This window comes from Streptomyces sp. NPDC002092, from assembly GCF_053593775.1.
The window spans coordinates 273,277-289,442 of sequence record NZ_JBSFDG010000014.1; the positions used below are offsets into that span (position 1 = coordinate 273,277).

The 16,166-nt window shown below is 68.3% G+C and carries 13 protein-coding genes; 9 read left to right on the forward strand and 4 right to left on the reverse strand.

Annotated elements, in window-relative coordinates; genetic code table 11:
- Window positions 1-58 precede the first annotated feature (58 nt).
- Together ACWCRD_RS30830 and ACWCRD_RS30835 are read left to right on the forward strand one after the other, a co-directional pair.
- A complete protein-coding gene (locus ACWCRD_RS30830) occupies window positions 59-571 on the forward strand; it encodes a pyridoxamine 5'-phosphate oxidase family protein (RefSeq protein ID WP_450969027.1) in 513 nt (170 codons plus the stop codon).
- 34 nt (window positions 572-605) lie between these two features.
- Window positions 606-1,046, forward strand: coding sequence for a VOC family protein (locus ACWCRD_RS30835; protein ID WP_450969028.1), 441 nt, complete (start codon window positions 606-608; stop codon window positions 1,044-1,046).
- 61 nt (window positions 1,047-1,107) lie between these two features.
- On the opposite strand, the gene ACWCRD_RS30840 is transcribed toward ACWCRD_RS30835, so the two are convergent.
- Both ACWCRD_RS30840 and ACWCRD_RS30845 read right to left on the reverse strand, forming a co-directional pair.
- The gene (locus tag ACWCRD_RS30840) at window positions 1,108-1,557 is read right to left on the reverse strand and encodes a hypothetical protein (protein ID WP_450969029.1); all 450 of its coding nucleotides are present in this window, start codon (window positions 1,555-1,557) and stop codon (window positions 1,108-1,110) included.
- Between the two features lie 253 nt (window positions 1,558-1,810).
- Window positions 1,811-3,172 carry a glutamine synthetase family protein gene (locus ACWCRD_RS30845; protein WP_359018610.1) on the reverse strand — a complete coding sequence of 454 codons (1,362 nt, stop codon included), beginning with the start codon at window positions 3,170-3,172 and terminating at the stop codon, window positions 1,811-1,813.
- Window positions 3,173-3,526: 354 nt separating this feature from the next.
- On the opposite strand from ACWCRD_RS30845, the gene ACWCRD_RS30850 reads away from it, so the two are divergent.
- The 4 genes from ACWCRD_RS30850 to ACWCRD_RS30865 all read left to right on the forward strand — a co-directional run bounded on the left by ACWCRD_RS30850 (window position 3,527) and on the right by ACWCRD_RS30865 (window position 9,151).
- Entirely contained in the window at window positions 3,527-4,201 is a 675-nt protein-coding gene (locus ACWCRD_RS30850; RefSeq protein ID WP_450969030.1) for a DUF3105 domain-containing protein, read from the forward strand.
- A gap of 1 nt (window position 4,202) precedes the next feature.
- A complete protein-coding gene (locus tag ACWCRD_RS30855; RefSeq protein WP_450969031.1) occupies window positions 4,203-4,835 on the forward strand; it encodes a DUF305 domain-containing protein in 633 nt (210 codons plus the stop codon).
- A 213-nt stretch (window positions 4,836-5,048) separates the two neighbouring features.
- Window positions 5,049-6,986: a S53 family peptidase gene (locus tag ACWCRD_RS30860; protein ID WP_450969032.1), complete on the forward strand. Its 1,938-nt coding sequence runs from the start codon at window positions 5,049-5,051 to the stop codon at window positions 6,984-6,986.
- Between the two features lie 128 nt (window positions 6,987-7,114).
- Window positions 7,115-9,151, forward strand: a complete 2,037-nt coding sequence (locus ACWCRD_RS30865; protein ID WP_450969033.1) for an NAD(+) synthase — start codon at window positions 7,115-7,117, stop codon at window positions 9,149-9,151.
- Window positions 9,152-9,270: 119 nt separating this feature from the next.
- On the opposite strand, the gene ACWCRD_RS30870 is transcribed toward ACWCRD_RS30865, so the two are convergent.
- Together ACWCRD_RS30870 and ACWCRD_RS30875 are read right to left on the reverse strand one after the other, a co-directional pair.
- Window positions 9,271-9,549: a DUF397 domain-containing protein gene (locus ACWCRD_RS30870; protein ID WP_450969034.1), complete on the reverse strand. Its 279-nt coding sequence runs from the start codon at window positions 9,547-9,549 to the stop codon at window positions 9,271-9,273.
- Window positions 9,521-10,384: a helix-turn-helix domain-containing protein gene (locus ACWCRD_RS30875; protein WP_450969035.1), complete on the reverse strand. Its 864-nt coding sequence runs from the start codon at window positions 10,382-10,384 to the stop codon at window positions 9,521-9,523. The genes ACWCRD_RS30870 and ACWCRD_RS30875 overlap by 29 nt, the downstream gene beginning before the upstream one ends.
- Before the next feature lie 116 nt (window positions 10,385-10,500).
- Here ACWCRD_RS30875 and ACWCRD_RS30880 point away from each other — a divergent pair, with 116 nt between their 5' ends.
- The 3 genes from ACWCRD_RS30880 (at window position 10,501) to ACWCRD_RS30890 (ending at window position 16,104) form a co-directional block, all read left to right on the forward strand.
- Window positions 10,501-10,728, forward strand: a complete 228-nt coding sequence (locus tag ACWCRD_RS30880) for a hypothetical protein (RefSeq protein ID WP_450969036.1) — start codon at window positions 10,501-10,503, stop codon at window positions 10,726-10,728.
- The gene (locus tag ACWCRD_RS30885; RefSeq protein ID WP_450969037.1) at window positions 10,725-11,174 is read left to right on the forward strand and encodes an ATP-binding protein; all 450 of its coding nucleotides are present in this window, start codon (window positions 10,725-10,727) and stop codon (window positions 11,172-11,174) included. Before ACWCRD_RS30880 ends, ACWCRD_RS30885 begins: the two co-directional genes overlap by 4 nt.
- 463 nt (window positions 11,175-11,637) lie before the next feature.
- Window positions 11,638-16,104 carry an RICIN domain-containing protein gene (locus tag ACWCRD_RS30890; RefSeq protein ID WP_450969038.1) on the forward strand — a complete coding sequence of 1,489 codons (4,467 nt, stop codon included), beginning with the start codon at window positions 11,638-11,640 and terminating at the stop codon, window positions 16,102-16,104.
- The last annotated feature ends 62 nt before the right edge of the window (window positions 16,105-16,166 follow it).

Genomic DNA, 16,166 nt, shown 5'->3' on the forward strand with positions numbered 1-16,166 from the left:
CGTAGAGGTTTCCGCAGAGATTTCCGCACGGATTCTCCGGTACGAGGAGTGACAGCCCATGGCGGCCGACGACCCGCAGACCCGTCTCGACCCCCGCTACAGCGACCCGCAGGCCACCGCGACCGCCTGGCCCGAGGCCGAGGCACAGCTCACCCAGGCCGAGCTGTTCTGGATCTCGACCGTGCGGCCGGACGGACGGCCGCATGTGACGCCGCTGCCGGCCGTGTGGGCGGACGGCGCACTGCACTTCTGCACGGGCCCCGAGGAGCGCAAGGCGAAGAACCTCGCGGCCGATCCGCAGGTCGTGCTGACGACCGGCAGCAACACCTGGAACAAGGGCTACGACCTGGTCGTGGAGGGCGAGGCGGTGCGCGTGGCCGACGACGGCCGGCTGCGCGAGCTGGCAGCGGAGTGGGAGGCCAAGTACGGCAGCTTCTGGCACTTCGAGGTACGGGACGGGGCGTTCCACCACGGTGGCGGGCCCGCGTTCGTATTCTCTGTGGCGCCCCGCACCGTTTTCGGCTTCGGTAAGGGGGAGCCGTTCAGCCAGACGCGGTGGCGGTTCGAGTGACGTACGACCGACGCAACGACAAGGGAGTCGCTCCATGGAGATGAGCCTCGAAGTGATCCTGCTGCCGGTCTCGGACGTGGACCGGGCCAAGGAGTTCTACCGCGACAAGGTCGGCTTCCATGTGGACCTGGACGGCGAGGTGATGGAGGGGGTGCGGATCGTGCAGCTCACCCCGCCCGGCTCGGGGTGTTCGATCGCGCTGGTCGACGGGCTGCAGGTGCCGACCGGGACGCCCCAGCCGGGGACGTACCACGGCATGCAGCTGTGCGTGACGGACGCGAAGGCCGCCTACGAGGAGCTCACCGCCCGAGGACTGGACATCAGCGAACCGGTCCAGTTCGCCCCGCAGGACGGCGCGACCTTCATGTACTTCAAGGACCCGGACGGCAACGGCTGGGCGGTCCAGGAGTACAAGCGCCGGGAGACGGAGCCACTGCACAAGGTGCTGGCCGACCTGGCCGCCCAGCGGCAGTAGTCGCCGCCTCAGCGCTTTACCGTCCGGGTCGGGTGAGCAGCGACGGGGGCACCGGCGGGGCTCACTGGCAGCGTATCCATCCCGGGCGGTCGGGGTCGGGGTGGCAGGTCAGCGTGGCGGTGACGGCATCCTCGTCGACGACGGCGCCGCCCTCCGACTGGGTGTCGCTCACGGTCACCTGGATCTGTTCCCCAGCGGTGACCTCGCCGACCTTGGTGAGGGGGATGACCACGGTCTGCTCCCCGCCGCTGGTGGCGGTGAACGACAGAGTGCCCACGTCCACCTCCACTCCGCCTGCGGCGGCGTTCGCGACGAAGGTGTCCTGGGCCCCGGGGATGAGGGTCCAGGTCACTTGGACGCTCGCTCCCTGCGCGAGCGGGCCCGTCGGTGTGGTGAGCGTGCCGACCGACTGGGCGGCGGCGGGTGGTGCGCAGACCAGTCCGCCGGCCACGGCCAGCGCCACCGCACCGAGTACCGCTGCACCTCGGCGGCGGATCGTGATGGCGTGCATGGCGGCCTCCCGGGGCGCCTACGGCCTCGGGACGGTACCCGGTGCCCAAGAGCCCCGCTGCGTTCAGGTATCCCGCGCGACGGGCAGCGCGAGAAGGCGCGCGGGTACCGCGCACGGGGGCATGGCGCTGCGCGAAGGAGGCCGTGTGCGCCGGGCGTCGGCGGCCCGGAGCCGGTGAGACGCCATGGGGCCGACGGTCCGTGACCGTCGGCCCCATCCGCCGAATCAGCGGGAAAACCGCCCTGACCTGCGCTTACAGCACCGGCAAATTCTTCCGCAGCTCGAACGCGGTCACCTCGGAGCGGTACTCCTCCCACTCCTGCCGCTTGTTGCGGAGGAAGAAGTCGAAGACGTGCTCGCCCAGGGTCTCGGCGACCAGGTCGCTGCGCTCCATGAGGGTGAGGGCCTCGCCCAGGTTCTGGGGCAGCGGCTCGATGCCCATCGCGCGGCGCTCGGCGTCCGAGAGGGCCCAGACGTCGTCCTCGGCGCCCGGCGGGAGCTCGTAGCCCTCCTCGATGCCCTTCAGGCCGGCGGCCAGCAGGACCGCGTACGCCAGGTACGGGTTGGCGCCGGAGTCCAGGGAGCGGACCTCGACCCGCGCGGAGCCGGTCTTGCCGGGCTTGTACATCGGGACGCGGACCAGGGCCGAGCGGTTGTTGTGGCCCCAGCAGATGTAGGAGGGGGCCTCGCCGCCGGCGCCGGCCGTGCGCTCCGAGCCGCCCCAGATCCGCTTGTAGGAGTTGACCCACTGGTTGGTGACCGCGGAGATCTCCGCCGCGTGCCGCAGCAGGCCCGCGATGAAGGAGCGGCCGACCTTGGAGAGCTGGTACTCCGAGCCGGACTCGTAGAACGCGTTGCGGTCGCCCTCGAACAGGGACAGGTGCGTGTGCATGCCGGAGCCGGGGTGCTCCGAGAACGGCTTCGGCATGAAGGTCGCCTGGACGCCCTGCTCCAGCGCCACCTGCTTCATGACCAGGCGGAACGTCATGATGTTGTCCGCCGTGGAGAGCGCGTCGGCGTAGCGGAGGTCGATCTCCTGCTGGCCGGGGGCGCCCTCGTGGTGCGAGAACTCGACCGAGATGCCCATCGACTCCAGCATGGTGATCGCCTGGCGACGGAAGTCCATGCCGATGTTCTGGGGGGTGTGGTCGAAGTAGCCGGAGTTGTCGGCGGGCGTCGGGCGCGTGCCGTCCAGCGGGCGGTCCTTCAGCAGGAAGAACTCGATCTCCGGGTGGGTGTAGAAGGTGAAGCCCAGGTCGGAGCCGCGGGTGAGGGCGCGCTTGAGGACATAGCGCGGGTCGGCGAAGGACGGGGAGCCGTCCGGCATGAGGATGTCGCAGAACATGCGGGCGGTGCCGGGGGCCTCGGCGCGCCAGGGCAGGATCTGGAAGGTCGACGGGTCCGGCTTGGCGATCATGTCGGACTCGTAGACCCGGGCGAAGCCCTCGATGGCCGAGCCGTCGAAGCCGATGCCCTCGTCGAAGGCCTGTTCCAGCTCGGCCGGGGCCACGGCGACGGACTTGAGGAAGCCCAGCACGTCCGTGAACCACAGCCGTACGAACCGGATGTCGCGCTCCTCCAGTGTCCGGAGCACGAACTCCTGCTGCTTGTCCATCTTCCGCTTCCCCATCCTTGCTGGTCAGGCCGCCTGTCTCCCTGTCCCGCAGGAGGCGGTCGGGCACCTGAGCATCACACCACAACAGCATTTCGTGCGCGTTGCCGACCATGATCGGCCGGCCGACCGCGGTCTGAACGCCTCACCAACGACGGGTGTACTGCTCACCGCCCATCTTGCCTGCTCGGACCGACATCCGTAATGGGAGGCTCGGCAGAAGGTAACGAGCGCCTCCGCAGGACCCGGCTTTCCCTTACCCCGTCTGCAAAACATCACTGGTCTCCCACTACGATCAGGCGACCCGACCGACATTTTTTTGCACTCCCCACCCGATTCCCCCAGAAGGACACTGCGATGGCCACCGCCAAGAAGAGCAGCAGCGCGGCGCGCAAGGCGCGAATAGAGGAGATGCGGCGTGCCGAGCAGGCCCGCGAGCGGCGCAACCGGATCCTGACGATCGGCGCGAGCGTGCTGGTCGTCGCCGCTCTGGTGGTCGGCGGTGTCCTCATCGTGAAGTCGCAGGACGGCAAGAAGAGCGACACGGCGAGCGATACGACGTCCTCGGGCGATGGCAAGGGGCACTTCGTCACCGGCAAGGACGGGGTGCGGACCTGGACGGGCAAGCTGGCCCGCACCCATGTCACGGGGACCGTCAACTACCCGATGCACCCGCCGGTCGGCGGCAACCACAACCAGGTGTGGCTCAACTGCAACGGCGACGTCTACACGAAGGCCGTGCACGACGAGAACGCCGTGCACGCCCTGGAGCACGGCGCGGTCTGGGTGACGTACACCGACAAGGCGAAGAAGTCCGACGTGGACAAGCTGGCGGCGAAGGTGAAGCAGACGCCGTACTCGCTGATGAGCCCGTACCAGAACCAGAGCTCCCCGATCGAGCTGTCGGCGTGGGGGCACCAGCTGAGCGTGACCAGCGCCGACGACCCGAAGGTCGCCAAGTTCTTCGAGACGTATGTGCAGGGCAAGCAGACTCCCGAGCCGGGTGCCTCGTGCACCGGCGGGACGATGTGACATGAGGAAGCACATCGGCTGGATCGCGGGGGCGACGGCGGCCGCGCTCGTCGCCGCGGGCGCGATCACCTACGCGGTCGCCGAGGACGGCGGGTCGGACACGGGCATGAGCACGCCCACCGCCGACTCCGCGGACGCGGGGTTCGCGCGGGACATGGCGGTGCATCACCAGCAGGCCGTCGAGATGTCGTACATCGTGCGCGACCGCACGCAGAACGCGGAGGTGCGGCGGCTCGCCTACGACATCGCGCAGACGCAGGCCAACCAGCGCGGCATGCTGCTGGGCTGGCTGGATCTGTGGGGGCTGCCGAAGGTGTCGGCGAAGCCGCCGATGTCGTGGATGGGCATGGGCGACATGCCCGAGCGCGGCGACGGCTCGCTGATGCCCGGCATGGCGACGGACACGGAGATGAAGAAGCTCGGCACGCTCAACGGGAAGCAGGCCGAGGTCTTCTATCTGCAGTTGATGACGGACCATCACAAGGGTGGTGTCCACATGGCCGAGGGCTGTGTCGCCAAGTGCAGGGTCGGGGTGGAGAAGAGTCTCGCGCAGGGCATGGTCGAGGCTCAGCAGTCGGAGATCGCGCTGATGGCGAACATGCTCAAGGAGCGTGGGGCGAAAGCGCGTTCATAACCCTCCAGCGGGAACGAAAGCCTCAAATCGCCCTGGATGACGGTTCCTTGGTGTTCTCTTGGCTTACGCATTCCCCTGGCATGAACGGTTCATCGAAAGAGTGGCCCCCATCGCTTGATCCACTGCCCGCGCCTCCGCCGCGGAGCGGGTGGTCTACGCGGATCACGGCGACGACCGACCACACATGCGAAGAACCGCATTGCAGGGGGTTCCATGAGATCCAACCGCGCCAGACTGCGCACCGTGAGCATGGCGGCGACACTGCCCATGATCGCCGGTGCGCTGGCGCTCGGCATACCTGCGGCGCACGCCGCGGACAACCCCGGCCGGCACGCACTCGCGGGCACCAAGCCCGCGTGGGCGACGGCCAAGGCGGACAAGGGTGCCACCTCCGACGGCGCCCAGGTCTCCGCCCGGGTCTATTTCGCGGGCAAGGACGCCGCCGGCCTCGCGGCCTACGCGAAGGCCGTGTCCGACCCGAGCTCGGCCTCGTACGGCAAGTACCTGAGCGCCAAGAAGGCCCAGGCCCGATTCGGCGCGACCAAGGCCCAGGTGGCCGCGGTCAAGTCCTGGCTGAAGGCCTCGGGCCTGAAGGTCACGGGCACCACGCAGCACTACGTCTCCGTCACCGGTGACGTGGCCGCCGCCGAGAAGGCGTTCGGCACCCAGCTGCACAACTACACCAAGGGCTCGAAGACCTACCGGGCACCGGCCAAGGCCGCCTCCGTCCCGGACAGCCTCAAGGGCGCCGTCCTGACCGTCACCGGCCTGGACAACGCGCCGCACAAGGCGAGCCACGACGACCAGCTGCCGCCGCCGGAGACCGTGTTCCGCAACTCCGGGCCGTTCTCCTCGTACTACGGCTCGAACACCGCGAGCACGCTGCCCGACGCCTACGGTTCGAAGATCCCGTACGCGATCAAGGGCTACACCGGCAAGCAGCTGCGCGCCGCCTACGGTGCGGGCAAATACACCGGCAAGGGCGTCAAGGTCGCCATCACGGACGCCTACGCCTCGCCGTCCATCGCGTTCGACGCGCAGACGTACGCCGGCAAGCACGGTGACGCCAAGTGGACGACCGGGCAGCTGCACCAGGTCCTGCCGAAGAGCTACACGAACGTCAAGGACTGCAAGGCGGCCGGCTGGTACGGCGAGGAGACCCTGGACGTCGAGGCCGTGCACGCGGTCGCGCCGGCCGCGGACGTCACCTATGTGGGTGCCGCCTCGTGCATGGACAACGACCTGCTGGACTCGCTGAGCAAGGTGGTCGACAACCACCTCGCCGACATCGTCTCCAACTCGTGGGGCGACATCGAGGCCAACCAGACTCCGGACCTCGCGGCCGCCTACGACCAGGTGTTCCAGTTCGGCGCGGTCGAGGGCATCGGCTTCTACTTCTCCTCCGGTGACAACGGCGACGAGGTCGCCAACACCGGTACGAAGCAGGTCGACACCCCCGCCAACTCGGCCTGGGTGACCGCGGTCGGCGGTACCTCGCTGGCGGTCGGCAAGAGCAACAACTACCAGTGGGAAACCGGCTGGGGCACCGAGAAGGCCGTGCTGTCCGCGGACGGCAAGAGCTGGACCAACTTCCCCGGCGCGTTCACCTCGGGTGCGGGCGGCGGCACCAGCAAGACGGTCGCCGAGCCCTACTACCAGCAGGGCATCGTCCCGAACGCGCTCGCCACGGCCAACAACGCCGAGGGCAACCGTGTGGTCCCGGACATCGCGGCGATCGCCGACCCGAACACCGGCTTCCTGGTCGGCCAGACCCAGACCCTGCCGGACGGGAAGACCCAGGCGTACGACGAGTACCGCATCGGCGGCACCTCGCTCGCCGCTCCGGTCATCGCGGCCGTCCAGGCACTGGCCCAGGAGGCGCACGGCAAGGCGCTCGGTTTCGCCAACCCGGAGATCTACGCCCGGTACGGCAAGGCCGTGTTCCACGACGTGACCGACAACCCGACTGGCTCCGACCTGGCGGAGGCACGCGTGGACTTCGCCAACGGTTACGACGCCACCGGTGGTCTGATCACCTCGGTCCGCAGCCTCGGCAAGGACAGCTCGCTGTCCGCGGTCAAGGGCTACGACGACGTCACCGGCGTGGGCTCGCCCGCGAACGGCTACGTCGACTCGTACCGGAAGCACTGAGGGCACGCCGGCGACGGCAACCCTACGGAGGGGCGCGGGATGTGGTCATCCCGCGCCCCTCCGGCGTGCGTGGGGTGACGTACACCCCGCGCCCGCGATCGCGTCGCTCTGACGATTACACTGGGCCCGTGCCTGAATTGAACTTCTGGTCGATCTATCAGCACGGCTTCGCCCGCGTCGCGGCGTGTACGGGTCACACCGTCATCGCCGAGCCGCTCGCCAACGCCGAAGCGGTTCTGCGCCATGCGCGCCGGTGCGCCGAGGAGGGTGTCGCGGTCGCCGTCTTCCCGGAGATGGTGCTGTGCGGCTACTCCATCGAGGACCTGCTGTTGCAGGACGCCCTGCTCGACCAGGTCGAGCAGGCGCTCGGGGAGGTGGTGGCCGGCTCGGCGGACCTGCTGCCGGTGCTGGTCGTCGGGGCCCCGCTGCGCCACCGCAACCGGGTCTACAACTGCGCGGTGATCGTGCACCGCGGCCGGGTCCTGGGTGTCGTACCGAAGTCGTATCCGCCGAACTACCGGGAGTTCTACGAGCGTCGGCAGATCGGCGACGGCGCGGACGAGCGCGGTGGCTCGATCCGGGTCGGCGGCTCGGACGTGCCGTTCGGAGTGGACCTGCTGTTCGCCGCCGACGACGTCCCCGGGCTCGTGCTGCACGCGGAGATCTGCGAGGACATGTGGGTGCCGGTGCCGCCCAGCGCGGAGGCGGCCCTCGCCGGTGCGACCGTCCTGGTCAACCTCTCGGGCAGCCCGATCACGGTCGGACGGGCCGAGGACCGCAAGCTGCTGTGCCGCTCTGCGTCCTCGCGCTGCCTGGCCGCGTACGTCTACGCGGCGGCGGGGCTCGGCGAGTCGACCACCGACCTGTCCTGGGACGGCCAGGCCATGGTCTACGAGAACGGCGCGCTGCTGGCGGAGACCGAGCGGTTCCCGCTCGGCGACGAGTACGCGATCGCCGACGTCGACCTCGACCTGCTGCGCCAGGAGCGGCAGCGGATGGGCACCTTCGACGACAACCGCCGTACGCACCAGGCGCGGACCGATGACTTCCGGACGGTCGGCTTCGAGCTCGACCCACCGCTGACCGACCTCGGGCTGCGCCGCCGCCTGGAGCGCTTCCCGTTCGTCCCGGCCGACGCCGAGCGGCTCGCCCTGGACTGCTACGAGGCGTACAACATCCAGGTGGCGGGCCTGCAGCAGCGGCTCGCCTCGATCGGTGGCCCGAAGGTGGTCATCGGGGTGTCCGGCGGCCTGGACTCGACGCATGCGCTGATCGTCGCCGCGCGGGCGATGGACCGCGCGGGGCGACCGCGCAGCGACATCCTGGCGTGGACGCTGCCGGGCTTCGCGACCAGCGACCACACCAAGGCCAACGCACACGCGCTGATGCGTTCTTTGGGCGTGACGGCGGCGGAGCTGGACATCACGCCGACGGCGCGGCTGATGCTGCAGGAGATGGGGCATCCGTTCGCCTCGGGTGAGCCGGTGTACGACGTCACCTTCGAGAACGTGCAGGCGGGGCTGCGGACGGACTACCTGTTCCGGCTGGCCAACCAGCGCGGCGGCATCGTGCTCGGCACCGGCGACCTCTCTGAGCTGGCGCTCGGCTGGTCGACGTACGGCGTGGGCGACCAGATGAGCCACTACAACGTCAACTCGGGTGTGCCGAAGACGCTGATGCAGCATCTGATCCGGTGGGTCATCAGCAGCGGGCAGTTCGACGAGGAGACGGGCAAGATCCTCACCGCGATCCTCGACACCGAGATCAGCCCGGAGCTGGTGCCGGGTGAGGAGATGCAGTCGACGGAGTCGAAGATCGGCCCGTACGCGCTGCACGACTTCACACTCTTCCATGTCCTGCGGTACGGCTTCCGGCCGTCGAAGATCGCCTTCCTGGCCTGGCACGCCTGGCACGACGCGGACGCGGGCGGCTGGCCGCCCGGCTTCCCCGACGCCAAGCGGGTGGCGTACGACCTGCCGGAGATCCGGCAGTGGCTGGAGGTCTTCTGCCGCCGCTTCTTCGCCTTCGCCCAGTTCAAGCGCTCGGCGATGCCCAATGGGCCGAAGGTTTCGGCGGGGGGTTCCTTGTCGCCGCGGGGGGACTGGCGGGCGCCGTCGGACAGTTCGGCTACGGCTTGGCTGCGGGATCTTTCGCGCTTCGACTAGTCCGGTGCGGGTGAGTGGGGGTGCGCGCCGCCCTGGGGGCTGCGCCCCCAGACCCCCATCGGCCCAAGGGCCTCGTCCTCAAACGCCGGACGGGCTGAAGATTGCCCCCCGGGCCCAGTTCACCCTTTGAGCGAGGCGACGAAGGGCGCCCAGGCAGCGGAGGTGAGGATGAGCGCGGGGCCTTGGGGGGCCTTGGAGTCCCGGACGGGGACGAGGCCGGGGATGTTGTCGGCGACTTCGAGACAGGCGTCCTCGAAGTCGCCGCTGTGGGTCGACTTGCGCCAGAGGGCGGCGCCGGGGAAGTCGCTGGCTACTTCAACGCAGTTGCCGCCGTCTTCGTTGCTGTAGCTGCTCTTGAACCAGAGAGCTTCACTCAAGTCGATCCGGTTGCTTGCCATTTCGGTAATCCTCTGCCGCTGCCTTGATCATGGCGAGGGACGTGTCTGGTGACAGCGCGACGGCCCTGAGCCGATCGTATGCCTTGCGGTACCGCTCCACGAGGGCCGGATCATCGACGGTGACTCCGCTGTAGGACGCTTCTGTGTACACAAGCGGTGGGGCATCCGGGAACGTCATGGTCATGATGGAGGCAGCCATCAGGGGATACGCCTTCTGCTTCCGCGGAACGATCTGCGGAGTGATCCGGCGCCGATCCGCAAGCTCCGCGATGCGGTCGAGTTGCGCGGTCATGTCCTGTGCTGCCAGGAGCGGTTCGGTGATCAGCGACTCGTGCAAGATCACCCAGTACTCCGGGGTGTGGTGGTCCGCCTCGAAGAGGTCGGCGCGCGCCATCCGGGCGTTGACCTTTTTCTCCACCTCAGCGTCCGCGGACAGCGGGAGGCCCGCCAGGGTGACGGCCCTCGCGTAGTCCGGAGTCTGAAGCAGCCCGGGGAAGAGCGTCGGGCACCACTCCTCGATTGTGAGGGCCTGCTTCTCCGCCTCCAAAACCTTCTCGAAGTACGCGGGGTGCCCAGCCCTGCGCGCGTTCCGCACGTCCTCGCAATGCCTCTCGAAGAACCCGTCAGTCCCCAGCACCCGATCCACATGCCGAGCCAGATCGATCGGCATCCTCCGCTCCCCGCGCTCAATATCGCTCAGGAACGTCTTGCCGTAGAAGCTGCCCTCAAGCAGCGCCTCCAACGACAGCCCCGCCGCCTCCCGCTTCCACCTCAACTCCTTGCCGTAGAAGGTCGGGACGCTCATCGAGCCGTCAATGTCCTTGCGCCGTGCCATCGTTCACCTTCCGCTGTCCCGCTCGCGAACGCGAAACCCCTTTCACGGTAGCGATCTCGGCGACAACCTGTGAGGAGTTCGTCACACAACGCACAGGAAGAGGAAGGCCTCACGCCATGCCCGACCACTCCCCCACGGCCTACGACGTGACCCTCTGCATGGAGGAACTCCGCACCGCGCTCGCCCTGCACGGCATCACGCTGCCGTCCCTGCGCGTGGACCTCCCGAGCTTCGCCAGCAGATGCACACCGCCCGGCGGCCGCCTCATCGCACTCGGGAACTGCAACACCACGACGGCCCAGGCGCTGGCCACCGCTCTCCGGAAGACGGCAGCCGAGCAGTGACGTTCGAACTCGACCTGCTCGCCACCCCGAAGGCCGTACCAGAACTGCGCCACCACCTCCGCACCCACGACTTCGAAGTCCACCTGTGCGCCACGGAGTTGCTGACGAACGTCCTCGACCACCTCGGCGAAGGCACCCCGGTGAAGGTCCGCGTCACCAGCACGCCCCACGGCCACACCCGCATCGAGGTCACCGACCCCGACCCGCGCGCCTTGCCGATCCTCCTGTCCGCCACCGGCACGGCCGAATCGGGCCGCGGACTGGCCCTGGTCGACCAACTCTCCCGGCGTTGGGGCGTCGATCAGGGAGCGGACCACAAGACGGTCTGGTGCGAGCTGGCCGGCATCGGGATCGAAAATCAGTCATCTCGACCACCTGCCGGACCTCTGTCGGCCACCCAAGCACACAGATGCATCACAGAAAAGACACAGACGACCTGTGGGTGAGCACCTGCATCCCGGCAGCTGACCTGCCAAAAGGTTCACACCACCACCTTCGTCGCACGAAAATGAACAGTTGTACGAGCGCACCTGTGTGCTTAGAGTGTCGACGTGCCGCTGCGGAGCCTGACCACTCCGTATGCGCACATCACTCAGCGACCGGGGGAACGCCGTCGCTCACGGGGAGGGGTTGCATCGCCATGCCGTCGTACTGGCCATGCATGTGCGTGAACCCGGCCAGGGGCCTGCACTCCTGAGTCTCCGTGAGACACCCTGCAATGCACTGCTCTGCGGAGCATCGGCCGATCAACCGGCGCATCCACACTCCGAGGAAAGTGGTGCTCTGTTGCCTTCCCGCCCAGGAAGATCCCGCCCAGGAAGATTGCTTCTACCAACTCCAGGACGTTCAGGACCAGTTGCCCGAATCATCCTTCTGCTGACCGCAGTCGCGGTCGTCGCCGGCCTTGCCGTGCGACCCGACCTCGCCGGTCTCTCGAACCACGATGATGCAAGCCTCGTAGGGGACTCCTACGACGGCTACGACGTCAAGGCCGCTGAGCAGCTGCGCGGGGACCAGTGCGTGGCGGTTGATGCCCTGCGCAGGGGCGGGCCGAACCTGTTCGGTCTGGCTCAGGGTGCCATCGGGCTGCCGTCCGATCAGCTCCATCAGAAGCTGAACCGGGACCTGAACGACGTCAGGACCCCGCTGCATCTGGCCTTCGATGCAGATGAGGACAACAGCAGCCAATGGCAGAAGAAGGTCGGAGACCAAGGACAGGCGTGGAACAACGCAGTCAGCGGCCTGGACTCCTACCCCGGCGCGCCGCAGGACGCCAACAAGATCTACGACAAGATCGGGCTGCTTCCGTGGATCTACCAGACATGGGGCCGGGGCATCGATCTGTTCTCGCCCTTCTACGAGACATCACCCACCGCTGACGACAGCACGAAAGCTGCCGCAGTCGCGATCGGCGACCAGCTGTACACCACCGGGGGAACGCCGGAGGAGCAGCAGGCGTGGGCGCTGTGGAAGAAGAACTCCGGCAAGATCGAGCCCAACCAGCTGTTCGTTCCCCGGGTCTTCGCCGACGACGCCCGCATCTTCCTGTCCTCGGGCGGCTTTCCGCACACGGCCCCGGCTCCGGACAGCCCGGAGTTCCGTATCGCGGTCGAGGACCTGAAGGCCCGCTTCGCCACATGTGCGTGGCACGACCCGATCGACCCGGGCCGGGTTCTCGGCAAGGAGGTCGCGCAGGCGTCCGCCGAATGGCAGCAGGAAATCGCTTCTCAGGCCACGCAGCGACAGCAGATCCTCGCCGCCAACGTCACCGCCACGAAGGCGTTGCAGGACGGCACCTTCGCCCTGGGCAAGATCCTGGGCCAATCGTGGATCGCGGACTACTCCACCCGCTGGCTGGACCACTACACCGAGGGCGGCCTCAACTGGATTGGTGACGCCCCGCTGCAGATCCAGGTGCCGGGCGCCGCCGGCAAGTGCCTTGAGGTCCAGGGATCCGCCAAGACCAACGGCTCCCCGGTCCAGATCAACACCTGCAACAGCAGCAGCGCCCAGTGGCAGCTGTGGGGCGTCTACGACGGCCACTACACCCTCCTGAACGTCAATGCTCAGAAATGCCTGGAGGTGCTGAACGGCGCCAACGCCAACGGCACGAAGATCCAGATCAGGGACTGCGGCAGCAGCAAGGCACAGCAGTGGACGTTCAACGTCCGCGCCGCGGGCGAACTGCGCAACATCGCCACGGACAAGTGCCTGAACCTGGCCACCTTCGACAACGGCAAGGACGCCCTACTCAACGCGTGCAACGGCTCCACGGCGCAAAAGTTCCGCATCGTGCCCAAGGGCCACACCGGCAGCGCGCCGGCGAAGGCCGACGTGGACAAGGCCAAGGCGAACGTCACGAACGCGCAGGCGGAGGCGAAGAAGCAGCTCGCCGCCGTCCAGGCGCAGCTCGCCACGGCGCAGAAGGCCGCCACGACGTCGGACTCGGCCATCCAGGCCGCCTACGGCATCGCCGACACCAACGGCGCTCCCAGGGGCCGCGGTCTGCTGGTCGGCCAGCAGAAGGACCAGGTCACCAAGGGTTCGGTCGCCGCACTGCAGGCAATGGAGAAGGCCGCCGAGACCGCCGAGGCCGCCACCCGGGCCTCCGCCGGCGACACCCAGACCATCACGCAGCGTGCCTTGGCCCAAGCCGCCCAGTCGAAGGCCGAGTTCCGCAAGGAAGCCGCCAAGGCGGCCGAATGGCAGGCGAAGGCCGCAGCAGACGCCGCGAAGATCCACCGTGATAACGCCAAGAAGGACAAGGAGACCGCGGAGGCCAAACTCACCGACGCCCTCAAGGCCGAGGGCGACGCCAAGGCTGCCGCCGCCGACGCGCACGCCAAGCGCCTGGCGGCCGAGGCCGAGGAGAAGACGGCCAAGGCGGAGAAGGAGATAGCCGCGGCCAAGCAGGCCGAGGCCGCCGAGCACAAGAAGAACGCCGAAACCCAGGCGAGTGCCGCGAAGGACGCCAAGGACAAGGCCGAGGCCGCCGAGAAGACCGCAGAAAGCAAGCGCGACGACGCGGTCACCGCCCGAGACGACGCCAAGGCCAAACGCGACGACGCCTGGGACGCCGAACAGAAGGCCGCCGCCGCACGCGCCAAGGCCGACGCCAAGGACGCCTACGCCGACTCCCTCGACTCCGGGGACGCGGCTGACGCCGCCCGCGCCGCCGCCAACGAGGCGGACAAACACGCCGACGACGCGGAAGCGGCGGCCACGAAGGCCCGCTCCGAAGCGGACGCTGCCACCCAGGCAGCCGCCGACGCCGATGCAGCAGCCACCCGCGCCGAGGCAGCCGCCAAACGTGCCCGCTCCGACGCCGACGCCGCCCAGGCCGACAAGCTGAAGGCGGATGCGGCGGTGAAGACCGCGACCAGCGCGGCCGCCGACGCCATCAAGGCATCCCAGGACGCAGCCATCGAGGCCAAGACGGCGGTCAAGCTCGCCGACGAGGCCGAACAGCACGCCAAGGACGCCAAGACCCAGGCGGACGCGGCGAACACCGAGGCCGGCAACGCCCTCGTCGCCTCCGCGAAGGCCGCAGGCTACGCCCACATCACCGCGCAGGCGGCCGTGGATGCCGGAGAAGCGGCCAAGCAGGTCGCCGACCCTGCCAACGACGCGATCCAGCTCGGCTCCCCCTACGTCGACACCGACTCGGCGGCCGGCCTGGTCGTGCTGACCGGCCAGGCCTCCAAGTCCATCGCCGACCAGCAGCAGGCCGTCGCCGACGCCCACGCCAAGAACGCCGCCGCCGAGGCCCAGGCGGCCAAGAACCTCGCCGACCAGGCCAAGGGCGACGCCAAGGAGGCCTACCAGCACGCGGCGAACGCGGCCCAGTACGCGGCCGACGCCCGCACCTACTCCAAGGAGGCCCTGGGCTACGCGGCCGACGCCGCCAAGGCCGCGGCGGCAGCCTCAGCCTCCCTGGCCCGAACCATCGACTACGACAAACAGGCCGCCGACGACGCGGCAGCAGCCGACAAGGCGGCCGGCAACGCCGAGGGCTACGCCAAGGACGCCCGCGCCTCAGCCGACGCAGCCGCACTCGACGCGCAGGCGGCCCGCACCGCAGCCACCCAGGCTGAACAGGACGCCAAGGACGCCCGAGCGGCAGCCGACCGCGCCGACACAGCCGCCACCGAAGCCGAACAAGCCGCCAAGGACGCCGCCAAATACGCCAAGGAAGCCCAGGACGCGGCCGACCGTGCTGAACGGGAGGAGGCCAACAAAGAAGCATCCCAGGGGTCCGGTACAGGAATCCCCGGTGTGTTCGCCGTCCCGGACGAGTCCACCGTCCAGATCGTCAGCTCCCAGCAGATCGGCACCTGCCCCGGGATGCCGGAAGCAGCCTTCCAGGGCTGCAACGCGACGTACGACCTGGTCGTCACCTACGACGCCGACTTCTACCTGTGCACCGACGACCAGGCCCAGGCCACGGCCGACGGATGCCCGAAATCGGCGTGGGAGTTCCTCCAGCGGACGACGCTGAAGAACGTCAAGATCGACGGCTGGACGCACCACTTCTCCGGCAAGGACATCGTCCGCGCTGGATGGCAGAGCCTCTTTGGCGATGTGCCGGGGGCGATCCTGTTCTCTTTCTTCGCCGAAGACCTGATGGACTGCTGGCACGGCGACAAGACCGCCTGTGCCTGGAGCCTCGCCATGTACGTTCCGGTCGAAGGCGTGCTCGCCCCGATCTCACGTGCGGTCATGGCTCTCGATGCCGCTGCCAGGACGGGAATCGGGTTCGAGGACGCCTTCAAGGCCCTCCGCGCTCTCGACGGATTGTCCGAGACAGCCAAGACCGGTATCGGCCTCAAGGCTCTCGACAAGTTCGTCAAGACGTGCACCAGGAGTGCGCTTGCGCCGCGTACGCTACTTTCCGCCCGTGTATCCGCGGCCGAAAGCGCATGCCCGCTGGCGCTGATCGCTTACAACAGCGACGAGATGAGCCACCTCGCGTACAAGTACAGGGTGGAGAACGGATACTTCGGGGCAGATCACAACGTGGCCGTGGCTAAGGTGCCGGGCTGGAACGACCCCAAGACCGGTGACTACGTGATCGCCAACAGTAAGTTCAGCGGCCACTCCGAGACGGAGATCCTGGACAGGCTGAAGGAAAAGGGCGTCGATCCCACGAAGATCACCGCTCTGTACACCGAGCGGCAACCGTGCCCCGGCTGTGACGGCGCTCTCAGTAAGGCTCTCAAGGAAGGGACCGTGATCACCTACTCCGTCCCCTACACGCCTGAGATCGCCTCCTATTCGAAGAGTCTTCTCCTGCGCTATGTCAAGCAAGCCAACGGCGGACGGTTGACTCGTTCTGTGATACGCGGCCAGGACGCCGATGCAGAGAAGCTCGACTGACCGGGCTCAGTGATCCTGCCGCTCCCAGGTCCTGCCGGGCTTCCGTCCCGGCAGGACCTGGG